Raw genomic sequence first — 25,699 nt, forward strand, 5'->3', positions numbered from 1 at the left:
CTCTAACATGATTATGCGAGTTTGTTTTGAATACGCGTGATCTCCAGGCATTCGTCGCGGTGGTCGACAGCGGGTCGATGGTCGCCGCGGCCGCGAAGCTCCACCTGACGCAGCCGGGCCTGACACGGCGGGTGCAGAACCTCGAAACGCTGCTCGGCATGCCGCTGCTGGAGCGGCAAAGCAAGCCGCTGAAGCCGACCGCCGCCGGGCGCGACGTCTACGCGCTCGCGCGCAACGTGCTCGGCGCGGTCGACGAGCTGATGGCGGCGGGCGCGCCGGACAGCGAGCCGTCGGGCGAGCTGCGCATCGGCGTGCCGCCGTTCCTGTCCGAGCTGGCGCTCGAGCAGCCGATCGACCGGCTGCGTGACGCGTTTCCGCGCCTCACGCTGCGGGTGACGGCCGGCTGGTCGCCGGCGTTGATGCAAGGCGTCGAGCGGGGCACGCTCGACGTCGCGGCCGTGATGGTGCCGGCCAGTTCGACGCTGCCCGACACGTTCACGTCGACGCTGATCGGCACGCAGCCGACGGTGCTCGTTGCCGCGCGCGACTACCCGCTGCCGGACGGTCCGCTGTCGATCGACACGCTGTCGGGTTTTCCGTGGGTGCTGAGCCAGGACGGCTGCGGGATGCGTTCGGCGCTGAGCCGCATGCTCGGCGCGGCCGGGCTGCCGTTCGACGTCGCGGTCGAGGCGTTCGGCTCGGAGCTGCAGTTGTCGCTCGTCGCGCGCGGCGCGGGCATCGGCATCGCGGCGCCGAACGCGCTGGCGCGCAGCGCGCATCGCGATGCGCTGAGGGTGGTGGAAACGGTGGGGCTGGAGACGCGGATCAACGTGTGGATCGTGCACGGCGCGCTGCCGGGTCGGCTCGTGCGGCCCGTCGCGCTGCTGCGCGATGCGCTGGGCGAAGTGCTCGACCGGGTAAACAAGGCGGGGTCAGATGCGGTAAAGGCGGTCTAGAGGCGACATTCGAGGGAAAATCCTTATTTTCTCTACGGAAATGTTGCATTGCGGAAACTGTTTCGCTATAGTTGCACCTGTCTCCTCCATGTCTCCTCTGATATGGATTCAGCCCGCCTCTTAGGCGGGCTTTTTTTTGCCTGCGATTTTGTCGCGGCCGTCCATTCGTCGTCCGTCGCTGCGCTCAGAACTTGTACGTCATCCCGACGTAGCTGATGATCGGGTCGGCCTTCAGGTCCGATTTCGACTCCGAGAGCACCGTGCCGTCGGCCGCCTTGATCGTCACCGTCGACGTCGTCTTCAGCGGGATGTACGTGACCGACGCGATCAGCCCGAAATGCTCCGTCATGTTGTACTGCAGGCCCGCGTTGAACACCGGCTGCCATGACGACGACGCCTTCGCCTCTACCGATGTCGTACCCGGCTTGCCCGCGCCCGCCGCGAGAACCGCGCCGAGATTGTCCTGCGTCTGCTTGATGAAGTTCGTGTTGAGCTGCAGGTCGCTGAACCAGTTGTACGACACGCCGAGGCCGAGGAACGGCCGGAACTTCGCGTTCGCGGCCCCGAAGTAGTACTGCAGGATCGCCGCCGGGCTCCACTGCCGCACGCTCTTCACGATCGGGTTGACCGAGCCCAGCCCGATGTTCTGCGTGCCGAGCGCGCCGGCCGGGCCCGGCGGCTTGATCGTGCCCTGGCCCGAGACCTTGAACACCGGCGGCACGCCGGCCACCGATGTCACCGCGATATGGTCGGTCAGGAAGTGGCTGACCGTCAGGCCGACGGTGTCGGCGCCGCTCGTGTGCAGTCCGGTGCCCGGCGACGTGAACGACGGCGGCAGCCGCAGCGGCGTGTTGATCGGCGTCGGCGCGACGTTGGTCGTCATCGGCGTGCTGCTCTGCTGCGGCATGATGTGGAACCAGCCCAGCGTCACGACGTTGCTGCCGGCGCTCTGCGCGTGCGCCGCGAGCGGCGCCACGGCGGCGGCGCCGGCCGCCGCGCAGAGAAGGGTCTTCTTCATCACGGCTCTTCCCTCCGCTTACTGGACGAATGCGCCGATCGTGAAATACGGCGTCGATCCCGCGTTGTCGAGGAAACCGAACACGCCACCCGTGAAGATGAACTTGCCGGTCGGCGACGTGCTGCCCGAGCCCGTGTGAATCGTCGTGACCGTGCCCGGCACCTTCTGCGTGTAGTCGAGATCGAGCGCGGTCGCGAGCGAGGCCTGCGACGCGTTGAACGGATCGAGCAGCGTGGCCTGCTTGTCGATCAGCGCGGTGGTGCGGTAGTCGAACTGGCTGTCGACGCCGATGTACTCGCCGTTCTGCGAGCCGAGCGCGATCGCCGTCTGCGGCGCGAGGATCGAGATGCTCGATTCGTCGTCGGCGGTGAGGCCCGGCACGCCGTTGGCGTCGGGCGTCGGGTTCGGGTTCGCGACGCCCGTGCGCACGAGGATCGGCACGAGCTGGTTGCGCAGCTTGCCGACGATCATGAAGCCCTTGCCCTGCGGCGTCGCCGACAGCGTCGGCTTCAGCTGGCTCGCGTAGTTGTTCGACTGGAACGCGCCGCTGCCGTCGGCCGACTGCACGAAGTTCGTGCCCTGCTGCGCGCAGGCGCCACCGGCGAACTGGCCGGTCGTGTCGCACTTGGTCCACGTGCCGTCCGCGTTGATCGTCACCTTCGCGTCGATCGACGCAGGCGCGAACTTCTGCGACGGCACTTCGCCGAAGCCGACGTGGCTGTACGTGCCCGCGACCTTCGTGATGTCGGTTTCGATCGACGAGAAGCCGATGAACGGGTAGTACGGGAACTTCGTATCAGGCACCGCGGCCTGGCCGAGCACGCCGTCGAACTGGATTTCCTTGCCGGGGATCGTGCCGCCCGCGACGCCGAAGCCGACGAAGATGCGTGCCGGACGCGACGCATCGAGGCTCGCGCCGTTCAGCCGGAACGCGCACTGGTTCAGCTTGTTGGTCGGCAGCAGCGTTTCCTGCGTGAGCGTGCCGCTGTCGACGGTGCCGGCGCGGGTCGGCGTGACGGTGCCGGTCTTTTGCGGGACGGCCGATTCGACGTAGGTGACCTGCCAGGTCATCTTGGTCGTGTCGAGCTGGACTTTCGCGAGCTCGCCGCTGCCCGCGCCGCCCGTGAACACGGTGTTGTAGTCGAGCGTGGCGGGGCAGAGCCGGTCTTCGACGAGCGGGGGCGGGTTGTCGCCGCCGCTGCCGCTGCCGCCGCAGGCGGAAAGAAGGGGGGCGGCAAAGGCCGCCGCCAGAATGAGGTTGCGCTTCATGTTGCTCCTCCAGATTTGTCTTGTGCGGCGGCCAGCTCCCTGTCGGCCGCTTCTGTTGGTCGTGCTCGTCCTGCTTGCGCCGTGCCGAGCGCCTTCGTGCCTTCCCTGCGTCGCGCGGCAGCGGCAGGCCGCCGCCGCGCCCTCGTCGCTACTTGCTGATCTGCGCGCCCACGCCGAAGTACGGGGTCGACGATGTCGTCGAATTCGCCGACGTCGGCGTGACGCCGCCGTTCACCGTGCCCTGGATCAGCGCCGCATACAGGCCGCCCGTCGCGATTACCACGCCCGATGCGGCCGAGCCGCTCTTCGGAATCGTCGTCGCGTTCAGCAGGCCCGGCGTCGCCTGGCCGTAGTCGAGCGTGAAGCCGTCTTCCTCGGCCTGCGTGCTCGGGTTGATGAACGACGCGTTGCTGCCGCGGATCAGCGCGGCCGTGTACTTGAAGTTCGAATCCGCGCCCGCGTAACCGCCGTCGATCGCGCCCGACGTGATGGCCGTCGCCGCGCCGAGCACCGCGATGCCCGACTCGTCGTCGACCTGCGCATCGAGGTGCAGCGGCGGCGTGCCGAGGTTCACGTTGCCCGTGCGTACGATCACCGGCACCGTCGCGCCGTTGAGCTGGCCGATCACCATGTGCGCGGTCGCCGACTTGCCGGTCGCGCCGGTCGGCAGCTGCGTCTGGGGCAGTATCTGCGGGGCCTTCGTGCTGTCGAAGTAGCCGCCGTTCGCGCTCGCCTTCCACGGGTCACCGGTCGTCTGGCAGCCGCCTGAGCCGCTCGACGTGCACGCGCCGTTCGCGTCGAACGTCTCGCTCGAGTTCGAACCCTTCGTCGCGTAGTTGCTCGACGGCACGAGGTGGTAGAGCAGCGCGTTGTACGTGCCCGGCAGCTTCGAGATATCCGTCGTCGTGTTCGCGAAGCCGAGGAACGGATAGAAGTCGAAGTGTCGCTTCGGCACCTGGCCGATGTTCTGGAGCACGCCCGGGATGATCGTCAGCCCGTCGTACTGGATCGTCGCGCCCGGAATGCCGCCGCCCGCGACACCCATGCCGACCAGCAGCATCGGCGGGTTCGCCTGGTTGAAGTCGGCGGCCGTCGAGTACGTGGCGCCGCTCGGCGCCTTGCCCGTGCCGGGCGTCAGGATGAACGCGCAGCGCGTCTGTTCCGCGGTCGGCAGCACGCCGGTCGGCGGGTGCATGACTGCGCCGGTGATCGTCGTGCCGACGCGGCTCGGCGTGACCGTGCCGGTCGCGAGCGGAATCGGCGATTCGAGCCACTTGAGCGTGTAGGTCATCGCCACCGCGTCGATGTTGACGCTGACGATCTCGCCGCTACCGGCGCCGCCGAGGTACGTGCTCTTCACGATGTCGGCGTTGGCCGGGCACAGCGCACCGTTGATGGGCTGCGACGGCGGCGGCCCTTGCGTGCCGCAGCTGGATCCGGAACATTGGGGCGCATTGATCGGCGCGGGTGCGCCGCCGTCCCCCCCACCACATGCAACCAGGAAAGGGGCAATGGCAAAGGCCGTTGCCACCCCCTTCGATAAGGTGTGCGACATGCCGCTGTCTCCAATCGTTTAATTGTGCGAGCTAATGTCGCCGCCTTGATTTTTGCTGTCAATTGATGAACCCGTCTAAAAAAGGCGATTGAAACGGATGTCACGTATTGAATCCTTGTCCGACACGGCATTCGGTAAGAATTAAAACGTGAGACGGGCTGCCGAAAGCGGCTGGAGTGGGGGATGTGCGACGCCGGACAGGCCGGCGCAGAGCCTTCCTGCGTATAACGGCAGCGTTTAAAGCGGCGGTATCCGGTTTATCCCTATTCGGGATTGACTGGATAAAGAGGGGGTGGGATTAATTCACTGGTAATCGCGCAATGGAAAGCTTGTAAATATTTGTAAATGCGCGATCCGGAATTTTTTATATATTGCCCGGCAGGGGTAAATAAAAAGCCGGCCAGTGGCCGGCTTTGCATTGCATGCGAGGCTGAATCAGCGTTTGAGACCTGCGTCCTCGGCCGCGCCGATGCTCAGGTTCATGCACTGGATCGCGGCGCCCGATGCGCCCTTGCCGAGGTTGTCGAGGCGCGCGACCGTGACGAAGCGCTCCGCGTTGCCGAACACGAACAGGTCGACCCGGTTCGTGTCGTTGTTCGCCTGCACGTCGAAGAAGCCGCCGTCGAGGTTCGCGTCCGCATCGAACGGCGCGACGCGCACGAATGCTTCGTCCGCGTAGTACTCGGCGAACACGCGCTGCACGTCCTGCGGCGTCGTGCGCTTCGCGAGCTGCTCGGGCGTGAAGTAGGTCGTCACCGCGAGACCCTTCAGGAACGGCCCGACGATCGGCGTGAAGATCGGCGGGTTCGCGAGGCCCGTGTGCGCGGCCATTTCCGGCAGGTGCTTGTGCGTGAGGCCGAGCGCATACGGGCGCGGGCTCGCGAGCTTGCCGCCCGGCGTGGCGTTTTCGTAGTCGGCGATCATCGACTTGCCGCCGCCGCTGTAGCCGGTGATCGAGTAGCTGTGCGCGGCGAACGTCGGTGCGACGATGCCTGCATCGACGAGCGGACGCATCGCGAGCACGAAGGCCGACGCGTGGCAGCCCGGCACGGCGATGCGCTTCGACGTGCGAATCTTCTCGCGCTGCGCGCGGGTCAGTTCCGGCAGGCCGTACGCCCAGTCGGCGCTGGTGCGGAACGCGGTGCTCGCGTCGATCAGCGTCGTGTTCGGGTTCTCGACGAGCGACGCCGATTCGCGCGATGCGACGTCCGGCAGGCACAGGAACGTGACGTCCGACGCGTTGATCAGGCGGCGGCGCTCTTCGACGTCCTTGCGCTTCGCTTCATCGATGCGCAGGATCTCGATGTCGCTGCGTGCCGACAGGTATTCGAAGATCTTGAGGCCGGTCGTGCCTTCCTGGCCGTCGACAAAAACTTTGGTGCTCATTTCGCTCTCACTGAATGAAACGGGGGCCCGCGCCCTGAATCCGACATTTTAAGACGTCATCCGGCGGGCCTGCACCGCGCGGGGCGAAAAAAAGACGGCCGGCGGGCCGTCTTGTGTCCCTTTGTCGCCCGCCGGAGCGTGCTCAGCCGCGGCCGGCGACCCACCGGGCGGTCGCTTCGGCAACCCGCCGGCCGAATGCCTTGCCGGTCTCGAGGTCGCCCGGCAGCGGGCCTTCGTCGGGCGTCGAATCGGCCGGCGACTGCGCGAGCAGGCCCGTCGAGCCGCCCAGGTAGTTGATGTCGTTGCGCGTGGCCGCCTTCGAGTTGGCCGGCATCAGGCTCGTGCCGACCCACACCATCCCATGCTGCATCGACAGCGTGACGAAATATTGAATCGTCGAGAACTTGTCGCCGTTCATCGTCGCGGAGTTCGTGAAGCCCGCGGCGATCTTGTCCTTCCATTTCTGCGTGAACCACGCTTTCGACGTCGCGTCGGCAAACTGCTTGAACTGCGCCGACGGGCCGCCCATGTAGGTCGGCGCGCCGAAGACGATCGCGTCGGCCGCGTCGAGCGCGGCCCAGCCCGCGTCGTCGACGTCGCCGACGGCGAGCAGGCGCACGGTAGCGCCGGCTTCCTGCGCGCCCGCGTGCACGGCCTCGGCCAGTTTCTGCGTGTGACCGTAGCCGCTGTGATAGACGATGACGATATTCGACATGAAGCGTTCTCCGGAAAGGAACGGGAACGGCGGACCGCAGGCTCGCCGCGTCACGCGTCGCCGGTGGGCGGCGCGACGGATGCGCGGCATGGCGCCGCGACCGGTGACGACGAGTCTAGCAAGCCGAAATGACGGGAAAGCACATGAGTGCGGAGGACGGCATTTCGCGGCGGCGGCAATCGCAGTGCGGCGGCGCGTCACGCCCGCCGCCCGTTACTGCCCGTAGTTGACCGTGAGTTGCGCGGTGCCGATCGCCAGCGTGCCGATCTCGTGCTCGAACATCGGCGCGGGGCGGCCCTGCGCGACGCGCAGGTCGTCGCCCTTGAGCGCATAGACGGTGATCACGTAGCGGTGCGGCTTGCCCGGCGGCGGGCACGGGCCGCCGTAGCCGTCGATCCCGAAGTCGTTGCGCGCCTCGCTCGCGCCGATGCGCCGCAGGAACCCGGACGCGCTCGCGTCGGCCGGCAGGCTCGTGACCGTCGCCGGAATGCCCGCCACGGCCCAGTGCCACCAGCCGTGCCCCGGCGCATCGGGATCGAAGACCGTGACCGCATAGCCGCGCGTGCCGGGCGGCGGGTTGTGCCAGGTGAGCTGCGGCGAGTGGTTGCCGCCCTTGCAGTCGCCGCGGTCGAACACGTTCGCGGCGCGGACGCGCCCGCCCGGCGTCAGGTCGTCGCTCGTCACGGTGAACGGGCCTTCCGCATGCGCGGGCAGGGTGGAGAGGACGGCGGCGTAGAGGAGGGCGACGAGGAACGGCGACGGGCGACCCGATGGCGCAGGCGGAGTGATCCGGCGATCCACACGCATATGGCGCTTCTCCCGTCACGTGATCCGGACCGATGCGTCCGGCGTTGTTGGCGTAGTGCGTTGCCTGCGCAGCTGATGGCAGCGATGGATCAAGTCTAGCATTAGGGTTCGATGAGCGATGCACGCCGCGACGCGTGGTCGCGATCGTTTCCCGCGCGAATCGGCGGACGCAAAATCGACGGACGAAAAAAAGCCGCCCGCGATGAAGCGGGCGGCTCGTTCAGCGAGGACGCCGGCCAGCGGGCCGGCGCGGCGTCAGTCCTTCGGGGACGTCGCGCCGCCGTGCGCCGCCGACCACTCGGCCGGTGCGTGCAGGAATTTCTCGACTTCGTCGAGCGTCTTCGTCTCGAAGTAGCCCGAGGCCTTCGCGACGCGCAGCACGTCCCACCACGTGGCGAGCGCGTGCAGGTCGACGTCGATGTCCTTCAGGACCGACACGCTTTCCTTGAAGATGTTGTAGTGGAACAGCACGAAGCAGTGGTTCACCGTCGCGCCCGCGGTGCGCAGCGCGTTGACGAAGTTGATCTTGCTGCGGCTGTCGGTCGTCAGGTCTTCCACCAGCAGCACGCGCGAGCCTTCTTCCAGATGGCCTTCGATCTGCGCGTTGCGGCCGAAACCCTTCGGCTTTTTGCGCACGTACTGCATCGGCACCATCATCCGGTCGGCGATCCAGGCCGCGAACGGGATGCCGGCCGTCTCGCCGCCCGCCACCGCGTCGATCTGCTCGAAGCCGATGTCGCGCGTGATCGTCGTTTCCGCCATTTCCATCAGCGCGCGGCGCACGCGCGGATACGAAATCAGCTTGCGGCAGTCGATATAGACGGGGCTTGCCCAGCCGGACGTGAAGATGAACGGTTTTTCTGCGTTGAAGTGCACTGCCTGTACTTCGAGCAGGATTTTGGCGGTCGTATCCGAGATCGACTGACGATCGTAGCCTGTCATGGGCATTCCTTGGGTGATGAGCGAAGAGCGGGCGCGGGCCCGGTGGCGCAGCAAGGGGAACCTGCCCAGGGGGCCGGGGCGCGATCGGAGGGCCAATCGCATCGCTGCGCGCGTAGCCGGCTATTTTACCCGATTCAGGCCGGTTTTCGGCGGAATTCGCGCGGGTTCGCCGCGCGGCTCACCACCGGCGAAACAAGCGGGGCCGGATCGCTCGCGCGCTGATGCGGAGGATGCGGCGCTGCACCAACATGCGTCATTTAGGGGGTGTACACTAGGCGGCCCTTAGAAATCGTTCAGTACTTTGTACTTTCCTCTTGCCACCCGCCAAGGTTCGATGGCGTGCCGACCCGGCGCGTCGCGTGCCGTCTCGCAGTCGATCATCCCCTCGATTCAAGCAGACGCGGCCGAAGGTGCTGCGTACTGAACCGTCAATATTTCGCATGTCTCTCGCAGGTCAATCATGGACGAACAACTGAAGCAGGCCGCACTCGCTTATCACCTGAACCCGAAACCCGGCAAGATTTCGGTCACCCCGACCAAGCCGCTGTCGAACCAGCTCGATCTGTCGCTCGCGTATTCGCCGGGCGTCGCTGCAGCGTGCGAAGCGATCCACGCCGATCCGCTCGACGCGCAGAAGTACACGTCGCGCGGCAACCTCGTCGGCGTCATCACGAACGGCACCGCCGTGCTCGGCCTCGGCAACATCGGCCCGCTCGCCGCGAAGCCGGTGATGGAAGGCAAGGGCTGCCTCTTCAAGAAATTCGCGGGCATCGACGTGTTCGACATCGAACTGTCGGAGTCCGACCCCGACAAGCTCGTCGAGGCGATCGCAATGCTCGAGCCGACGCTCGGCGGCATCAACCTCGAGGACATCAAGGCGCCGGAATGCTTCTACATCGAGCAGAAGCTGCGCGAGCGCATGAAGATCCCCGTCTTCCACGATGACCAGCACGGCACCGCGATCATCGCGTCGGCCGCGATCCTGAACGGCCTGAAGGTCGTCGGCAAGAAGCTGTCCGACGTGAAGCTCGTGTGCTCGGGCGCGGGCGCGGCCGCGATCGCGTGTCTGGACCTGCTGGTGAACCTCGGCCTCACGAAGTCGAACATCCTCGTCGCCGATTCGAAGGGCGTGATCTACGAAGGGCGCGGCAACCTCGATCCGTCGAAGCAGCGCTATGCGGCGACCACCGACGCACGCACGCTCGCCGACGCGATCGTCGGCGCGGACGTGTTCCTCGGCTGCTCGAGCGCGGGCGTGCTGAAGCAGGACATGGTCAAGACGATGGGCGACCGCCCGCTGATCCTGGCGCTCGCGAACCCGGAACCGGAAATCCGCCCGGAAGACGCGAAGGCCGTGCGCCCGGACGCGATCGTCGCGACCGGCCGTTCGGACTACCCGAACCAGGTCAACAACGTGCTGTGCTTCCCGTTCATCTTCCGCGGCGCGCTCGACGTCGGCGCGACGACGATCACGGAAGAAATGAAGCTCGCGTGCGTGCGCGCGATCGCCGAGCTGGCACAGGAAACCGACCAGAGCGAGGAAGTCGCGAAGGCGTATGAAGGCCACTCGCTCGAATTCGGTCCGGACTACCTGATCCCGAAGCCGTTCGACCCGCGCCTGATCATCAAGATCGCGCCGGCCGTCGCGCAAGCCGCGATGGACTCGGGCGTCGCCACTCGCCCGATCCAGGACATGGACGCGTACCGCGAGCAGCTCGGCGCGACCGTCTACCGCACCGGCATGGTGATGCGTCCGGTGTTCGCCACCGCGAAGCAGAAGCAGGCCCGCATCGTGTTCGCCGAGGGCGAAGACGAGCGCGTGCTGCGTGCCGCGCAGTTCGTGCTGCAGGAAAAGATCGCGAAGCCGATCCTCGTCGGCCGTCCGTCGGTCATCGACATGCGTCTCGCGAAGATCGGCTCGAAGCTGAAGGCCGGCACCGATTTCGAGATCGTCGATCCGGAAGACGATGCGCGCTACCACCGCTACTGGCAGGCGTATCAGGAGATCGGCGCGCGCGACGGCGTGACGCCGGAAGTCGCGAAGGCCGCGATGCGCAAGTTCAATACGCTGATCGGCGCGATGCTCGTGCACCTGGGCGACGCGGACGGGATGATCTGCGGGATGATCGACACGTTCCACAGCCACCTGAAGTTCATCGAGCAGGTGCTGGGCCGTGCGAAGGGCGCCGAGCACTTCGCGGCGATGAACCTGCTGATGCTGCCGGGCCGCAACCTGTTCGTGTGCGATACGTACGTGAACGAGCTGCCGAGCGCCGAACAGCTCGCCGACATGACGATCCAGGCCGCGGCCGAGATCGAGCGCTTCGGCATCGTGCCGAAGGCTGCGCTGCTGTCGAACTCGAACTTCGGCAGCGCGCCGTCGGCGTCGTCGCGCCGGATGGGCGAAGCCCGCAAGCTGATCGTCGAACGCGCACCGAACCTGGAAGTCGACGGCGAAATGCACGGCGACGCGGCGCTGTCGGAACTGATCCGCAAGCAGGCCTTCCCCGGCACGACGCTGTCGGGCGAAGCGAACCTGCTGATCATGCCGAACGTCGAAGCGGCGAACATCGCGTACAACCTGCTGAAGATGGTCGGCGGCGAAGGCGTGACGGTTGGCCCGTTCCTGCTCGGCGCGGCGAAGCCGGCCCACATCCTGACGCCGGCCGCGACCGTGCGCCGGATCATCAACATGACGGCCGTTGCCGCCGCGAACGTGAACACGAAGTAAGTCCACGCCCGCGTGTGCCGCGCTTCGCGCGCGGCGCAATGAAAAACGCCACGGAACCTGCGTTCCGTGGCGTTTTTTTTCGTGAAGCGACGTGAGCGGATAGCCGCTCGCCGGCGGGCATCCGGCCGCGAATGCCCGCCGCGCGTCGTTACGCGACCTGCTGGTGCGACTGGCCGCCGGCCGGCGAACGCCACTTCGCGAGCAGCGTGTCCCATTTCACACGTACCGCGCGCAGGTTGTTCTCCTTCACGTGGCCATAGCCGCGAATGCCGTCCGGCAGCGCCGCGAGCTCGACGGCGAGCGGGCGGTTGGCCGCGTTCAGCTTGGCGAGCACCTCGCCGATCAGCGCTTCGTACTCGCCGATCAGCGCGCGTTCGGTGCGACGCTCGTCGGTACGGCCGAACGGGTCGAGCCCCGTGCCGCGCAGGAACTTCGCTTTCGCAAGCAGCCGGAATGCCGACATCATCCACGGGCCGTACGCCTTCTTCACGAGATGGCCGTGGGCGTCCGTCTTCGCGAACAGCGGCGGCGCGAGGTGGAATTTCAGCTTCCAGTCGCCTTCGAACTGCGCGGTCAGGCGCGCGAGGAATGCCGGATCGGACTGCAGCCGCGCGACCTCGTATTCGTCCTTGTACGCCATCAGCTTGAACAGGTTGCGCGCGACCGCTTCGGTCAGCTGCTCCTGCACCGTGTCGCCGTCCGCCAGCGCACGCTCGGCCGCGCGCACCTTGTCGACGAACGCCGCATAGCGTGCTGCGTACGCGGCATTCTGGTACGCGGTGAGGAATTCCACGCGCTTCGCGATCAGCGCGTCGACCGCCTTCTTCGTGTGCAGCGAAATCACCGTGGCGCCTTGCACGGGGCGGGCATCGCCGGCCGCGGCCTGCTTCACGCTCGCCAGGTCGTGCGCGGCGCGGCGGCCCCAGTCGAAGGCCGCGCGGTTCTTCTCGACCGATACCGCATTCAGCTCGATCGCGCGGACCAGCGACGCGAGCGTCAACGGCAGCCAGCCCTTTTGCCACGCGTAGCCGAGCACGAACGGGTTCGTGTAGATCGCGTCGCCGAGCAGCGCGACCGCGAAGCGGTTCGCGTCGATGAAGTCGACGGCTTCGCCCGCCGCCGCGCGGATGTCGTTCTCGGCGGACAGGCCCGGGAACGCCCAGTTCGGGTTCTTGATGAACTCGGCGGTCGGCGTCTGCGCGCTGTTGACGACCACGCGCGTCGTGTCGTGGCGCATGCGCGACGTGCACTCGTCGCCGGCCGTGACGATCGCGTCGCAGCCGATCACGAGGTCGGCCTCGCCCATCGCGATCCGCGTCGCGTGGATGTCGGTCGGCGCGTGCGAGATCTGCACGTGGCTCATCACGGCGCCGCCCTTCTGCGCGAGGCCGGTGACGTCGAGCACGGTCACGCCCTTGTTTTCCAGGTGCGCGGCCATCCCGAGCAGTGCGCCGATCGTGACGACGCCCGTGCCGCCGACGCCGGTGACGAGCACGCCGTATGCGCGGTCGATGTCCGGCAGCGTCGGTTCGGGGATCGGCGGCAGTGCGTTGCCGTCGACCGAGACGGCCTTCGGCTTCTTCAGCTGGCCGCCCTCGACCGTGACGAAGCTCGGGCAGAAGCCCTTCACGCACGAGAAGTCCTTGTTGCAGCTCGACTGGTTGATCTGGCGCTTCGTGCCGAATTCGGTTTCCAGCGGCTCGACCGACAGGCAGTTCGACTGCACCGAGCAGTCGCCGCAGCCCTCGCACACCGCGTCGTTGATCACGACGCGCTTGGCCGGGTCCGGATACGTGCCGCGTTTGCGGCGGCGGCGTTTCTCGGTCGCGCAGGTCTGGTCGTAGATCAGGATCGTCGTGCCTTCGATCTCGCGCAGCTCGCGCTGCACGTCGTCGAGCTGGTCGCGGTGATGGATCGTCACGCCCGGCGCGAGCAACGCCTTCTGGCTGTCGTACTTCTCCGGCTCGTCGGTGACGATCACGATCTTCTTCGCGCCTTCGGACGCGAGCTGGTGCGTGATCTGCGGCACCGTCAGCACGCCGTCGACCGGCTGGCCGCCCGTCATCGCGACCGCGTCGTTGTAGAGGATCTTGTAGGTGATGTTCGCCTTCGACGAGATCGCCGCGCGCACGGCCAGCAGGCCCGAGTGGAAATAGGTGCCGTCGCCGAGGTTCGCGAACACGTGCTTCTCGTCCGTGAACGGTGCCTGGCCGATCCACGGCACGCCTTCGCCGCCCATCTGGCTGAAGGTGCTCGTGCTGCGGTCCATCCACACGGTCATGTAGTGGCAGCCGATGCCGGCGATCGCGCGCGAGCCTTCCGGCACGTTGGTCGACGTGTTGTGCGGGCAGCCCGAGCAGAACCACGGCTTGCGCTCGGTCTGCACGTGCGGCTTCGCGAGCGCCATTTCCTTCGCGTTGATCACGGCGAGGCGCGCGGCGATGCGTGCCCGCACGTCGGACGGCAGCTCGAACTTCTCGAGGCGCGTCGCGATCGCCTTCGCGATGATCGCGGGCGACAGCTCGTAGTGCGCGGGCAGCAGCCAGTTGCCCATCGGCACTGACCATTCGCCGCCGGCGCCGTCCTTCTCGTCGAACTTGCCGAACACGCGCGGCCGTTGCCCGTCGGGCCAGTTGTACAGCTCTTCCTTGATCGCGTATTCGAGGATCTGGCGCTTTTCCTCGACGACGAGGATTTCGTCGAGCCCGCGCGCGAACGCCTGCGCGCCCTGCGCTTCGAGCGGCCACACGCAGCCGACCTTGTAGAGCCGGATGCCGATCCGCGCGCAGGTTTCGTCGTCGAGGCCGAGGTCGGTCAGCGCCTGGCGCACGTCGAGGTACGCCTTGCCGCCGGTCATGATCCCGAAGCGCGCGCTCGGCGAATCGATCTCGATGCGGTCGAGCTTGTTCGCGCGCACGTAGGCGAGCGCCGCATACCACTTGTAGTCGAGCAGCCGCGCTTCCTGCACGAGCGGCGGATCGGGCCAGCGGATGTTCAGCCCGCCTTCCGGCAGGATGAAGTCGGTCGGCAGCACGATCTCGGTGCGATGCGGGTCGATGTCGACCGATGCCGACGATTCGACGACGTCCGTCACGCACTTGAGCGCGACCCACAGGCCCGAGTAGCGGCTCATCGCCCAGCCGTGCAAGCCGAAATCGAGATATTCCTGCACGTTGGACGGGAACAGCACCGGCAGCCCGCAGGCCTTGAAGATGTGTTCGGACTGGTGCGCGAGCGTCGACGATTTCGCCGCGTGGTCGTCGCCGGCGAGCACCAGCACGCCGCCGTGCTGCGACGAGCCGGCCGAGTTCGCGTGCTTGAATACGTCGCCCGTGCGGTCGACGCCCGGGCCCTTGCCGTACCACATGCCGAACACGCCGTCGTGCTTCGCGCCGGGGTACAGGTTCACCTGCTGCGAGCCCCACACGGCGGTGGCGGCGAGATCTTCGTTGAGGCCGGGCTGGAAGACGATCTGGTGGGCGGCCAGGTGCTGCTTGGCTTTCCAGAGCGACAGATCGAGGCCGCCGAGCGGCGAACCACGATAGCCGGAGATGAAGCCGGCGGTATTGAGACCGGCGGCGCGATCGCGTTCCTGCTGCAGCATCGGCAGGCGCACGAGGGCCTGGATGCCGCTCATGTACGCGCGGCCGCGCTCCAGTGTGTATTTGTCGTCAAGCGTGACGGACTTCAGCGCGGCTTCTAGCGACGCGCGTTGGTCTGCGTCTAGCGGGGCATTCATTAACTGTCTCCTCCACCCAGTTTGGGATCACCAAAACTCGACTGCTTCGGGCGTCTTGTGGACGCGTCGGCAGTGGCCGGCATATTGGCCGGTTTTAAGCGATGGTAGCACTGGGGCAAACCCGCCGCCCATCGGTTGGAATGCCGGGGGATTGCGGCGCTGCGTCAAAAAAACAGGGCGGAACCATGCGTTACATCATGTAAAAGCATGTAAAGCCGGCCCCATCTTCGTGCAAACGCCGTTAACCTTGTCGGCCTGCCGGAGGTGCCCGGCCGCGTTGGCTTGTTCCGACGCAATCGGGGAGGCGCCGGCAGTTTTACAGGAGGTGCAATGAACACACGTCATATCCAGAGTTTCCTGATCGTGTCCGCCGCGTTTTTCTCGATGACCGGCCCGGTGCACGCGCGAGGCGCGAGCGCACTGGCGGCAGCCGGCGCGCAGATGCAGCAGATCGTGCCGGCCCAGGACGCCGTCGCGCAGCCGTCGGCCGAGCGCGCCGTCGAGTCGAAGGCGAACGCGCGTTGATCCGCTCGCGCGGCCCGCGGGCCGCGCCGGAATGTAAAAAGGGCGGGAATCCTCGGATTCCCGCCCTTTTTCTTTGCGCCGCCGGATCGTGCGGGCCGCCGGGTTGCCCCGAGCAGCCGCCCGCTGGATGTGTCAGGCCTTGTCCTGTACGACGCCGCGGCGGATCTGGTCGAGTTCGATCGATTCGAATAGCGCCTTGAAGTTGCCTTCGCCGAAGCCCTGGTTGCCCTTGCGCTGGATGATCTCGAAGAAGATCGGCCCGATCTGGTTTTCGGTGAAGATCTGCAGCAGCAGGTCGTCGCGTGCGCCGTCGATCAGGATCTTGCGCTTCTTCAGTTCGTCCAGCGATTCGCCGTGGTTCGGCACGCGGCGGTCGACCAGTTCGTAATACGTGTCGATCGTGTCGAGCAGCTTCACTTCCTTGCTGCGCAGGCCATCGACCGCCTGGTAGATGTCGGTGGCGCCGAGCGCGATGTGCTGGATGCCTTCGCCGTGATACGCGTCGAGGTATTCCTGGATCTGGCCGGCCGTATCCGAGCCTTCCTCGTTGATCGGGATGCGGATCTTGCCGCACGGCGACGTCATCGCCTTCGACTTCACGCCCGTCACCTTGCCTTCGATGTCGAAGTAGCGCACTTCGCGGAAGTTGAACAGGCGTTCGTAGAACTCGGCCCATTCCTGCATGCGGCCGCGATGCACGTTGTGCGTCAGATGGTCGATATAGGTGAGGCCGTGGCCGACCGGGTTCGGGTTCGCGCCGGCGATCGGCTCGAAGTCGACGTCATAGATGCTGATGTCGCCGATGGCGCCCGGTTGCGCGCCGTTCTTGCCGCGCCAGCGGTCGACGAAGTAGATCAGCGAATCGCCGATGCCCTTGATCGCCGGGATGTTCAGCTCCATCGGGCCGGTCTTGTTGTCGAAGCCCCATGCGCCGAGCTCCAGCGCGTGCTGGTACGCCTTCGCGGCATCCTGCACGCGGAACGCGATCGCGCAGATCGACGGGCCATGCAGGCGCGCGAAGCGTTGCGCGAACGAATCGGGTTCGGCGTTGATGATGAAGTTGATGTCGCCCTGGCGGTACACCGTCACGTCCTTGTGGCGGTGGCGCGCGATCGCGGTGAAACCCATCCGTTCGAACAGTTGTCCGAGCGCTTTCGGGTCCGGTGCCGTGTATTCGATGAATTCGAAGCCGTCGGTGCCGACGGGGTTGTCCCAGTTCGGGATCTGCATGGCGTGTCTCCTGTGGGGGCGATCGGCCGGGGCGACGTGCGCAGGCCCGGCCTGGTTCGATGTCGAACGTGGCACACGCGGTGGCGTGCGCGACGCATCGGTACGTGCGACAAAGTGTAGCGGGCAGTCGCGAGCGTAAACTTGCGAACTTAATTGCCGGAACCTACGATGGCGCAATTTCCAGTCTCAAATCATTCATTGGAGGGCGGAAGATGGCGCAAGCCGAATTGGATGCCATCGACCGGCGGATTCTCGCGATTCTTCAGGAGAACGGGCGCCTGTCGAACCAGGAGATCGCCGAGCGCGTGAACCTGTCGCCGAGCCCGTGCCTGCGGCGGATCCGGCGGCTCGAGGAGATCGGCGTGATCACCGGTTATGTCGCGCTGCTGGATCCGCAGAAGCTCGGGCTCGACCTGCTCGCGTACGTGAGCGTGCGGCTCGAGAAGCGCGGCGGCCTGGCCCCGGTGCGGGCCGACGAAACGTCGGCGCGGGCAGGCGCGACCCATGCGGAGCTGTTTCGTGCGGCCGTGCAGACCTGGCCGGAAGTGGTCGCGTGCCACGCGATGACGGGGGATATGGATTATCTGCTGCGCGTGCAGGTCGAGGACATGGCGCATTTCTCCCGCTTCGTGCAGGAGCATCTGCTGCATCACCCGTCGGTGATCGACGTGAAGACGAGCTTTTCGCTCGAATGCTTCAAGGAGACGACGGCGTTGCCGATTCGTTCGGTGCGCTAGTGCGCGGCGGGGAAGGGAGGGGAGCCGGGCGCGCGGCAGGCGCGGCCCGGCTGACTGAAGTTACGCCGTCAGCGCGGCGGGCATCAGCGATTCGATGAACTTCGTGGTGCGGCGCGCCTGGCGCTTCATCGCATAGTCGAACACCGCGGCCTGTTCCTGCAGCATCTCGGCGATGATCGTCGAGTGGTCGGCCGGCGGCAGCGACAGGTACGCATCGGCTTCGCCGTACGCGTACTCGATCCGCATCCCGGATTTCTTCGCGATATGCATCATCGTCGCGTTACGCGACAGGCAGTGCATGTACAGCATCGTCACGTGCGTGTTGCGGCTGCGGATCGCCGCGCGCTCGAACAGCTTCGAGCCGACGCCGCGGCCGCGTGCGCTTTCGAGCACCGACACGCCGAATTCGGCCGTGCGCTTGTCGCCCTCGGCCGGCAGGTAGGCCAGGTGGCCGACGCCGATCAGTTCGAGGTCGTGGTCGAACACGCCGAACACGGTGTCGCGGCCGAAGTCGATCGTGCGGACATAATTCTCGATCACGTGGTCGGGCACCATCTGGCCGAAGCGCAGCAGGCGGTCCTCTTCGTCGAGCGAGAGAAAGTGGGTGAGCATCTGCTCACGGTCTTTGGAAGCCAGTTCCCTGACGAGAACCGGCGCACTGCCGACCGTGCCGACAACTTCGGCAGGGCCGTTGAATTGCGTGTTCATCGTGGGTTCCTCAGTGTGGGTGCACAAGCGGGTTGTGCAATGCAACAGCATTTTACCCGAGCGAGGTTGGGGAAAACCCGTATTTGACGTTATTTGTGCCGAGGGGAAATTCTAAAACCGCTTAGTTCACTCTGTAAGTTATTGATTTTAAGCGAATTTAAAATTCATCATATGAAATGAGCGGCGGGCAGCCGCAGTGTACCCGTCGCGCAACGCATGCTGCTGCGCGTCAATCAGGCGGCCGTCGACAGCCCGCGTTCGATCAGGTCGATCACCTGCTCGGCGAAGTCGCGGTAGCCGAGGCGGCCGCCCGGCTTCAGCCATGTGAACGTCCAGTTGATCATCCCGAACACCATCATCGTCACGGACGTCTGGTTTTCCTTCGAGATGCGGTCCGGGTACGCGCGTGCGAGCTGTCGCGTGAACGCCGCGACGATGTCGCGCTGGCGGTCGAGCACGATTTCGCGCTGCGCGTCCTCGAGATACTTCACGTCGTTGAGCAGCGCGACGTGCCGGCTGTGCGACGTCTCGTACTCGGCGAGGAACGCACGCACGAGCTCGGCGAACGCGTCGCGCTCGCTGAGCCCGCGTCGCTGGCTCGCCCCTTCGACCTCGGCGATGATCAACATCAGCCGTTTCGTGTAGCGGTCGAGCAGGTCGAACAGGATCGCTTCCTTGCTCTCGTAATAGTGATAGAGGCGCGCCTTCGACGTGCCGCTCGCGGTTGCGAGATCGGACATCGACGTGCTCGGGTAGCTCGTCTGCGCGAATTTCTCGGCGGCCAGGTCGAGGATCTGCTCGCGCTGGGATTCGTGGTCGGGCGCTCGGGTACGGGCCATGGTCGAATGGGGAAGATTAGCGGTGCGCGGTGGCCGTGCGGGCCGCGCGCACCTGCGTGGAAGAGAGGGCGTCGGGCGCGTCGTCCTGCAGTTCGAGCCGGCCGGCAGCCGCGAGTTCGCGGCAGCGCCACCAGGCGATCGAGTCGCTGACGAACAGCCCGCCGCGGTCGGCGTCGGCCATGATGCTGCCGACGAGGCGCGCCGCAGGCCGCCAGTCGGCTTCCGCACGCGCGACGATCAACGCGTCGAGATCCTCATAGTAGCCGCTCTTGATGGTGTTGCTGACCCAGTAGCGCAGCTCGGCGTTCAGGTGCTTCGCCTCCTGCCATTCGAGTGCGAGGCGGCCGATGCGCAGCACCGAGATCGGCGCGGCCACCGGGCGCTTGCGCGCCAGCTCGGCCGGCGAGAACATGCCGGTCGCACACGCCTGGTCGGTGCGCGACAGCGCTGCGCGCTGGGCCGAGTCGAGATCGGCGGCCGACAGCCGCACTTCGTTCAGGCGTTGCGGGACGTTGCGCAGGTGATAGGCGACGCGGCGCAGCAGCAGCTTGTCGCCGACGCTCGGCGCATGCCACACCACCACCTGGCCGGTATCCGTCGCGAGCTGGTCGAGGCGCGCGAACTCGCCTTCGATCTCCGCGTTCCAGTCGGGAATCTGGTCGCCGAGCACGCGCTGCCAGAAGGCGGCGCGCGTGTCGGGCGTCTCGTCGGCGCCCTTGAGCGGCCCGACGCCGAGATCGTCGAGCAATCCGACGACGCGCTCGTCGCGTCCGGCTTGCGCGAGTGCCTCGCGCAGCGACGCGGCGGCGGTGCCGCCCTGAATCACATGAATGGTACTCATCGGCCTGTCGTCAACAAAAGAAAACCGCCGGCCGGGCGGACGTTGCGATGTCCAGCCGGCCGGCGGCCCCTAGTGTAAGCGAGATGTGTGACGGCGAGAAACCGCCCGGCGCCGCGACGCGACGTCGCTCAACGCTCGTCGTAGCTCACGACGACCTTGTCGCTGATCGGGTGACACTGGCACGTGAGCACGAAGCCGTCCTTCACTTCATGTTCTTCGAGCGTGTAGTTCTTCTCCATCCGCACTTCGCCCTCGAGCACCTTCGCGCGGCACGTGCAGCACACGCCGCCCTTGCACGCGTACGGCAGCGCGAGGCCCGCGCGCAGGCCGATATCGAGCAGGCTCACGCCTTCGTACGGCAGGCGCAGCTTGCGCTTCTTGCCGTCGAGCACGATTTCCAGGTCGGCGGCCGGGGTCTGGTCGGTGATTTCGACGACCGGCGCACCGGCTTGCGGCAGCGGCGTGCCGAAGCGCTCGACGTGCACCTTCGCCTGAGGCACGCCGGCCGCCTTCAGCGCGGCCTCGGCCGCATCCATCATCGGCGCGGGGCCGCAGATGAACGCCTCGTCGATCGCGTCGGCCGGCATCAGCGTATCGAGGAATTCCGCGCATTTCGCCTGGTCGAGCACGCCGTTGAACAGCGCGACGTCCTGCTGGTCGTCCGACAGCACGTGATAGAGGACGAAGCGGTTCATGTAGCGGTTCTTCAGGTCCTCGAGCTCCTCCGCGAACATGATCGCGTCGACGCTGCGGTTGCCGTAGATCAGCGTGAACGTGCTGCGCGGCTCGAGTTCGAGCGTCGTCTTCACGATCGCGAGCACCGGCGTGATGCCGGAGCCGCCGGAAAACGCGACGTACTGCTTGCCGTGATCGGCGTTCAGGTGCGTGAAGAAACGGCCGTCCGGCGTCATCACGTCGATCGTATGACCCGGCTCGAGCGAGTCGAACGCGAAGTTCGAGAAGCGGCCGCCGCGCACCCGCTTGATGCCGATGCGCAGTTCGCCGTCACGGTCGTAGTCCGTCGTGCCGACGCAGATCGAATACGAGCGGCGCGTTTCCTCGCCGTCGATGTGGGTCTTCAGCGTGACGAACTGGCCCTGCGTGAAGCGGTACGCGTCGCGCAGTTCGGGCGGCACATCGAAGGAGACGGAGACGGCGTCGGCGGTCTCGGGCCGCACGTCGCGGATACGCAGCGGATGAAATTGCGGGGTCGCCATATCGATTAATAAGGTTTGAAGTAGTCGAAGGGTTCGCGGCAGTCGACGCAGCGATACAGCGCCTTGCAGGCCGTGGACGCGAATTGCGCGAGACGCTCGGTACGGGCGGAGCCGCAGCGCGGGCACGCGGGTGCCGCGACCGGTCGCGGCACGAAGCGCACGACGTTTTCCCGCGACGCGGCGGTGCCGCACTGGCCGACCGGCGGCGCGATGCCGTACGCGCGCAGCTTGTCGCGCGCTTCCTGCGTGATCCAGTCGGTCGTCCACGCGGGCGCGAGCACGGTCTCGATCCGGTGCGCCGGAAGGTCCGCGGCCTGCAGCGCGGCGGCGATGTCCTCTGCGATCTGCGACATGGCCGGGCAGCCCGAGTAGGTCGGCGTGATCACGACCTCGAGCTGGCCGTCGTCCGCGCGGCGGACGTCGCGCAGGATGCCGAGCTCGCGGATCGACACGACCGGGATCTCGGGGTCGGGCACGGCTTCGAGCACGTCCCATGCACGGGCGAGCAGCGGGTCGGCGTGGCGCGCGATGGGCACGGCGTTGGCGGGGGCGGTCTGGACGGACATCGTCGGGCTCCGTTGGGCGTGGGGGCGGCCGGTTACCAGCTCGCGCCGGGATGCTGGCGTGCGAGGCTCTGCATTTCGGCGAGCAGGTAGCCCATGTGCTCCGAGTGCTCGCCCTGCTTGCCGGTCGTCACATGCTGCACGGGTGCCGGCAGCGTGAGCGTCGCTTCCGCGAGCGCATCATCCACGTCCGCGCGCCACGCTGCTTCGAGCGTGGCCGGCGCGGGGGCGATGCCCTCGGCGGCGACCGCGTCGTCGATTGCATCGGCAGCGAAGAATTCGCGCGTGTACGGCGTCAGGTAGTCGAGCGCGTTCTGCGCGCGGCGGTGCGATTCGTCGGTGCCGTCACCGAGGCGAACCAGCCACTCGCGTGCGTGCTGCACGTGATAGCGGGTTTCCTTCACCGATTTCGCGGCGATCGCGGCGAGCTGCGTGTCGGTCGACGTTTCGAGTGCGGTCCAAACGTGCAGCATCAGCGCCGAGTACAGGAAGTTGCGCACGATCGTGACCGCATAGTCGTTGTCGGCGTGCGCGGTGCCGGCGATCGGGCCGTAGTGCGGCAGCTCGGCGAGCGTGAAGTTTGCGAACTCGCGCTCGGTGCGGAAGTACGCGTAGTCGTCCTCGGTCTTCGTCGCGCCGGTCAGCTGGCGCTCGAGTTCGGCCGCGTGCGTGTACAGCATGCGCGCCTGGCCGATGAGGTCGAGGCTCATGTTGGTGAGCGCGATGTCTTCCTCGAGGATCGGGCCGTGGCCGCACCATTCGGCGTTGCGCTGACCGAGGATCAGCGTGTTGTCCGCGAGGCGCAGCACGTAGGAGAGGTGTTCGGGCGTGATCGTCATGGCGCGGGCGTTACATGTGGTTGACTTCGTCGGGCAGCGTGTAGAACGTCGGGTGGCGGTAGATCTTGTCGCCCGCCGGTTCGAACAGCTCCGCCTTCTCGTTCGGATCGGACGCGGTAATGGCCGACGACGGCACCACCCAGATGCTCACGCCTTCCTGGCGGCGCGTGTAGACGTCGCGCGCCATGCGCAGCGCCATCGACGCGTCGGCGGCGTGCAGGCTGCCGCAATGCTTGTGATCGAGCCCCTGCTTGCTGCGCACGAACACTTCCCAGATCGGCCATTCCTTGTTCATCACTTTCTCCTCAATCCTCAATCCTGAATTCGATGGTGTGCCGCCGCTCAGGCGGCGTGCTGTTCGGCGCGCGCGCGGCGCTTGGCTTCGTGGGCGAGTGCGGCTTCGCGCACCCATGCGCCGTCCTCGTGCGCTTTCACGCGGGTCGCGAGGCGTTCCTTGTTGCACGGGCCGTCGCCGTTGACCACGCGCCAGAATTCGTCCCAGTCGATCGTGCCGTAGTCGTGATGGCCGCGCGCCTCGTTCCACTTCAGGTCGGGGTCGGGCAGCGTCACGCCGAGCACCTTCGCCTGGTCGACCGTCGCGTCGACGAACTTCTGCCGCAGATCGTCGTTCGAGATCCGCTTGATGCCCCATTTCGCGGACTGGTTGCTGTGAACCGAATCGGCGTCGCTCGGGCCGAACATCATCAGCACCGGCCACCACCAGCGGTTCACGGCCTGCTGGACCATCGCGCGTTGCGCGTCGGTGCCCTTCATCATCGACAGCAGCGCGTCGAAGCCCTGGCGCTGGTGGAACGATTCTTCCTTGCACACGCGGATCATCGCGCGCGCGTACGGGCCATACGTGCAGCGGCACAGCGGGATCTGGTTCATGATCGCGGCGCCGTCGACGAGCCAGCCGATCACGCCGACGTCGGCCCAGGTGGGTGTCGGGTAGTTGAAGATGCTCGAGTATTTCGCCTTGCCGGCGAGCAGTGCGTCGATCAGCGAATCGCGCGACACGCCGAGCGTTTCGGCCGCGCTATAGAGATAGAGGCCGTGGCCGGCTTCGTCCTGGACCTTCGCGAGCAGGATCGCCTTGCGCTTCAGGCTCGGCGCGCGCGAGATCCAGTTGCCTTCGGGCAGCATGCCCACGACTTCCGAGTGCGCGTGCTGCGAGATCTGGCGAACCAGCGTCTTGCGATAGGCATCGGGCATCCAGTCCTGCGGTTCGATCTTGCCGTCGGCGGCCATGACCGCATCGAACCGCGCCTGCTCGGGCGACTCGGCTGCGGCATCGAGCGGCGCGACGTTGCCGGGGATGTCGAGGGATTGCGTGTACATGGCGAGGCTCTCGTCCGGGTGAATGTGTGCGAAGTATAAACCAACCGACCGGTCGGTTAATAAATTTCTTGCGGATTTGCGGCGAGACTCGGGTAAACGAGCGACGTCGGGGCGCGATCGGACGGCGTGACGGCGATCCGGCGCGTGGGGTTCGCGTCTTCTGCGGCACAATGCCCGCTTTCCGACGAGGATTTTGCCGATGTCATTTCGAAGCAGTATCGCCGCGGCCGTGCTGGGTGCCGCCGTCTTTGTCTCGCCGCTCGTGGCATCGGCCTCGGCCGCGCCGGCTGGATGGGTGGCGGCGTGGGCGACCGCGCTGCAGCCGATCCCCGACCTTGCCGCACCGCCGCCGCTCTATCGCGCACCCGACGTGTCCGGACGGGCCGTGCGCCAGATCGTCTATCCGACGGTGTCGGGGCGTGCCGCGCGGATCCGCGTCAGCAATGCCTACGGACATGCGCCGCTGGTCGTCGAAGCGGCGAGCCTCGCGCGCGCCGGCGAAGGGGCGGCGCTTGCTGGTGCGGCGGCGCCGGTCCGGTTCGGCGGCAAGGCGTCGGTGACGCTTGCGCCGGGCCAGGAACTCGAAAGCGATCCGGTGGCGATCGATGTGGCGGCCGGGCGGCCGTATGCGATCAGCCTCCAGATGGGGGCGAACCAGCGGATGACGGTCTGGCACCGCGTGTCGAACCAGTTCAATTACGTGTCTGCACCGGGTGACCATGTGAGTGATCCGGGCGCCGCCGCGTTCCGCACCCGTTTTACCCAATACGCATGGGTGAGCGAGCTCGCGGTCGAGGCCGGTTCAGCGCGCGCGAGCGTAGCGGCGATCGGCGATTCGATCACCGACGGACTGCGCTCGAGCGTGAACCGGAATCGCCGCTGGCCGGACGCGCTGGCGCGTCGGCTGACCGCTTCCGGCGCGGAGTCGATCGGCGTCACGAATCTTGGTATCAGCGGAAACCGGCTGCTCAGCGATTCGGCGTGTTACGGCACGTCGCTGGCGTCGCGGTTCGAGCGTGATGCACTGTCGCGCGCGGGGGTGAAGGCGGCGATCGTGCTGATCGGGATCAACGACATCAACTTCGCCGCGATGCCGCCGCGTGCGGGGCTCGATTGTGACCACCCGCATACGCAGGTCACGGCCGTATCTTTGATCGACGGCTACCGTCGGCTGATTGAAGCGGCGCACCGCCAGGGCGTGAAGGTCTTCGGCGCGACGCTGACGCCGGCCGGGCTGCCGGCGGGGCGCGAGACGATCCGCCTTGAGGTGAACCGGTGGATCCGGAGCGGTGGCGGGTTCGACGGTGTGGTCGACTTTGATGCTGTGCTGCGCGATCCGGCACACCCGAGCGTGCTGCAGCGTCGATACGATAGCGGGGACGGCATTCATCCGAGCGATGCCGGTTACGCCGCGATGGCCGACGCGGTGCCGGTCGAGCAACTGCAGGCTGCGGTGGTCGGCAAGTGACGCGCTCCTATATATAGAGCGAAGGGTTGCCGGCGACGCGTAGGTCAGCGACACCACTTGGCCCGTCGAGCCCGAAGCCCCCGTGCGCGTGAGCGCACGGGGCCTTTTCAAAATATTTTCACAAAGGGGCTTGCGTAGACGGGGGCGGGTGCTTAGAATCACGCCTCTTTCGCGCTAACGGAAACGCGGCGCGGGAGAAGGGAAGCAAGGCGGGTGGTGTGCTGGAGTCTGGAGCGCGCCACTGGCCTGGAAGTTGAACCCCGCAGTCGCAAC

Annotated in this window: 22 protein-coding genes; 5 read left to right on the plus strand and 17 right to left on the minus strand. The window is 66.6% G+C overall.

Annotated elements, in window-relative coordinates; translation table 11 throughout:
* The first annotated feature begins 26 nt into the window (after positions 1 to 26).
* Complete coding sequence (locus CFB40_RS01295; RefSeq protein ID WP_089430473.1) at positions 27 to 956, plus strand: LysR family transcriptional regulator; 930 nt, start codon at positions 27 to 29, stop codon at positions 954 to 956.
* Between the two features lie 184 nt (positions 957 to 1,140).
* Here CFB40_RS01295 and CFB40_RS01300 read toward each other — a convergent pair whose 3' ends face one another.
* The 7 genes from CFB40_RS01300 to CFB40_RS01330 all read right to left on the minus strand — a co-directional run bounded on the left by CFB40_RS01300 (position 1,141) and on the right by CFB40_RS01330 (position 8,648).
* The gene (locus CFB40_RS01300; RefSeq protein ID WP_089424272.1) at positions 1,141 to 1,974 is read right to left on the minus strand and encodes an OmpW/AlkL family protein; all 834 of its coding nucleotides are present in this window, start codon (positions 1,972 to 1,974) and stop codon (positions 1,141 to 1,143) included.
* An 18-nt stretch (positions 1,975 to 1,992) separates the two neighbouring features.
* Complete coding sequence (locus CFB40_RS01305; protein WP_089430474.1) at positions 1,993 to 3,243, minus strand: DUF2957 domain-containing protein; 1,251 nt, start codon at positions 3,241 to 3,243, stop codon at positions 1,993 to 1,995.
* A 148-nt stretch (positions 3,244 to 3,391) separates the two neighbouring features.
* Complete coding sequence (locus CFB40_RS01310) at positions 3,392 to 4,798, minus strand: DUF2957 domain-containing protein (protein WP_089424274.1); 1,407 nt, start codon at positions 4,796 to 4,798, stop codon at positions 3,392 to 3,394.
* Positions 4,799 to 5,233: 435 nt separating this feature from the next.
* Positions 5,234 to 6,184 carry an N-acetyl-gamma-glutamyl-phosphate reductase gene (gene argC / locus CFB40_RS01315; RefSeq protein WP_089430475.1) on the minus strand — a complete coding sequence of 317 codons (951 nt, stop codon included), beginning with the start codon at positions 6,182 to 6,184 and terminating at the stop codon, positions 5,234 to 5,236.
* A gap of 142 nt (positions 6,185 to 6,326) precedes the next feature.
* The gene (locus tag CFB40_RS01320; RefSeq protein WP_069246909.1) at positions 6,327 to 6,899 is read right to left on the minus strand and encodes a flavodoxin family protein; all 573 of its coding nucleotides are present in this window, start codon (positions 6,897 to 6,899) and stop codon (positions 6,327 to 6,329) included.
* Between the two features lie 213 nt (positions 6,900 to 7,112).
* Positions 7,113 to 7,706, minus strand: a complete 594-nt coding sequence (locus tag CFB40_RS01325; RefSeq protein WP_089424276.1) for a YbhB/YbcL family Raf kinase inhibitor-like protein — start codon at positions 7,704 to 7,706, stop codon at positions 7,113 to 7,115.
* A gap of 255 nt (positions 7,707 to 7,961) precedes the next feature.
* On the minus strand, positions 7,962 to 8,648 hold the full coding sequence (locus tag CFB40_RS01330; RefSeq protein WP_011350651.1) for an orotate phosphoribosyltransferase: 687 nt from the start codon (positions 8,646 to 8,648) through the stop codon (positions 7,962 to 7,964).
* 460 nt (positions 8,649 to 9,108) lie between these two features.
* Between CFB40_RS01330 and CFB40_RS01335 the strand changes: the two genes are divergently transcribed.
* Positions 9,109 to 11,379: an NADP-dependent malic enzyme gene (locus tag CFB40_RS01335; RefSeq protein ID WP_089424277.1), complete on the plus strand. Its 2,271-nt coding sequence runs from the start codon at positions 9,109 to 9,111 to the stop codon at positions 11,377 to 11,379.
* Positions 11,380 to 11,527: 148 nt separating this feature from the next.
* On the opposite strand, the gene CFB40_RS01345 is transcribed toward CFB40_RS01335, so the two are convergent.
* Positions 11,528 to 15,118: an indolepyruvate ferredoxin oxidoreductase family protein gene (locus CFB40_RS01345; RefSeq protein WP_089430476.1), complete on the minus strand. Its 3,591-nt coding sequence runs from the start codon at positions 15,116 to 15,118 to the stop codon at positions 11,528 to 11,530.
* Positions 15,119 to 15,448: 330 nt separating this feature from the next.
* Here CFB40_RS01345 and CFB40_RS01350 point away from each other — a divergent pair, with 330 nt between their 5' ends.
* Positions 15,449 to 15,643 carry a hypothetical protein gene (locus CFB40_RS01350; protein WP_046547411.1) on the plus strand — a complete coding sequence of 65 codons (195 nt, stop codon included), beginning with the start codon at positions 15,449 to 15,451 and terminating at the stop codon, positions 15,641 to 15,643.
* A gap of 132 nt (positions 15,644 to 15,775) precedes the next feature.
* On the opposite strand, the gene hppD is transcribed toward CFB40_RS01350, so the two are convergent.
* Positions 15,776 to 16,873, minus strand: coding sequence for a 4-hydroxyphenylpyruvate dioxygenase (hppD, locus tag CFB40_RS01355; RefSeq protein ID WP_089424279.1), 1,098 nt, complete (start codon positions 16,871 to 16,873; stop codon positions 15,776 to 15,778).
* A gap of 212 nt (positions 16,874 to 17,085) precedes the next feature.
* Here hppD and CFB40_RS01360 point away from each other — a divergent pair, with 212 nt between their 5' ends.
* Positions 17,086 to 17,610, plus strand: a complete 525-nt coding sequence (locus CFB40_RS01360) for an Lrp/AsnC family transcriptional regulator (protein ID WP_011655746.1) — start codon at positions 17,086 to 17,088, stop codon at positions 17,608 to 17,610.
* Positions 17,611 to 17,670: 60 nt separating this feature from the next.
* Here CFB40_RS01360 and CFB40_RS01365 read toward each other — a convergent pair whose 3' ends face one another.
* The 8 genes from CFB40_RS01365 to paaA form a co-directional block, all read right to left on the minus strand.
* On the minus strand, positions 17,671 to 18,318 hold the full coding sequence (locus CFB40_RS01365) for a GNAT family N-acetyltransferase (RefSeq protein WP_039366876.1): 648 nt from the start codon (positions 18,316 to 18,318) through the stop codon (positions 17,671 to 17,673).
* A gap of 233 nt (positions 18,319 to 18,551) precedes the next feature.
* The gene (locus CFB40_RS01370) at positions 18,552 to 19,157 is read right to left on the minus strand and encodes a TetR/AcrR family transcriptional regulator (protein WP_006482923.1); all 606 of its coding nucleotides are present in this window, start codon (positions 19,155 to 19,157) and stop codon (positions 18,552 to 18,554) included.
* 16 nt (positions 19,158 to 19,173) lie between these two features.
* Positions 19,174 to 19,998, minus strand: coding sequence for a DUF1835 domain-containing protein (locus CFB40_RS01375; RefSeq protein WP_089424281.1), 825 nt, complete (start codon positions 19,996 to 19,998; stop codon positions 19,174 to 19,176).
* 128 nt (positions 19,999 to 20,126) lie between these two features.
* Positions 20,127 to 21,215, minus strand: coding sequence for a 1,2-phenylacetyl-CoA epoxidase subunit PaaE (gene paaE, locus CFB40_RS01380; RefSeq protein ID WP_089430477.1), 1,089 nt, complete (start codon positions 21,213 to 21,215; stop codon positions 20,127 to 20,129).
* Between the two features lie 5 nt (positions 21,216 to 21,220).
* Positions 21,221 to 21,781 carry a 1,2-phenylacetyl-CoA epoxidase subunit PaaD gene (gene paaD / locus CFB40_RS01385; protein WP_089430478.1) on the minus strand — a complete coding sequence of 187 codons (561 nt, stop codon included), beginning with the start codon at positions 21,779 to 21,781 and terminating at the stop codon, positions 21,221 to 21,223.
* A 32-nt stretch (positions 21,782 to 21,813) separates the two neighbouring features.
* The gene (gene paaC, locus CFB40_RS01390; RefSeq protein ID WP_089430479.1) at positions 21,814 to 22,617 is read right to left on the minus strand and encodes a 1,2-phenylacetyl-CoA epoxidase subunit PaaC; all 804 of its coding nucleotides are present in this window, start codon (positions 22,615 to 22,617) and stop codon (positions 21,814 to 21,816) included.
* Positions 22,618 to 22,627: 10 nt separating this feature from the next.
* Entirely contained in the window at positions 22,628 to 22,912 is a 285-nt protein-coding gene (paaB, locus tag CFB40_RS01395) for a 1,2-phenylacetyl-CoA epoxidase subunit PaaB (protein WP_010092957.1), read from the minus strand.
* A gap of 47 nt (positions 22,913 to 22,959) precedes the next feature.
* Complete coding sequence (gene paaA / locus CFB40_RS01400) at positions 22,960 to 23,958, minus strand: 1,2-phenylacetyl-CoA epoxidase subunit PaaA (protein ID WP_069246920.1); 999 nt, start codon at positions 23,956 to 23,958, stop codon at positions 22,960 to 22,962.
* Positions 23,959 to 24,157: 199 nt separating this feature from the next.
* Here paaA and CFB40_RS01405 point away from each other — a divergent pair, with 199 nt between their 5' ends.
* Positions 24,158 to 25,426, plus strand: a complete 1,269-nt coding sequence (locus CFB40_RS01405; protein ID WP_089430480.1) for an SGNH/GDSL hydrolase family protein — start codon at positions 24,158 to 24,160, stop codon at positions 25,424 to 25,426.
* Positions 25,427 to 25,699: the final 273 nt, after the last annotated feature.

It is taken from the genome of Burkholderia sp. AU31652 (assembly GCF_002223155.1).
GTDB lineage: Bacteria > Pseudomonadota > Gammaproteobacteria > Burkholderiales > Burkholderiaceae > Burkholderia.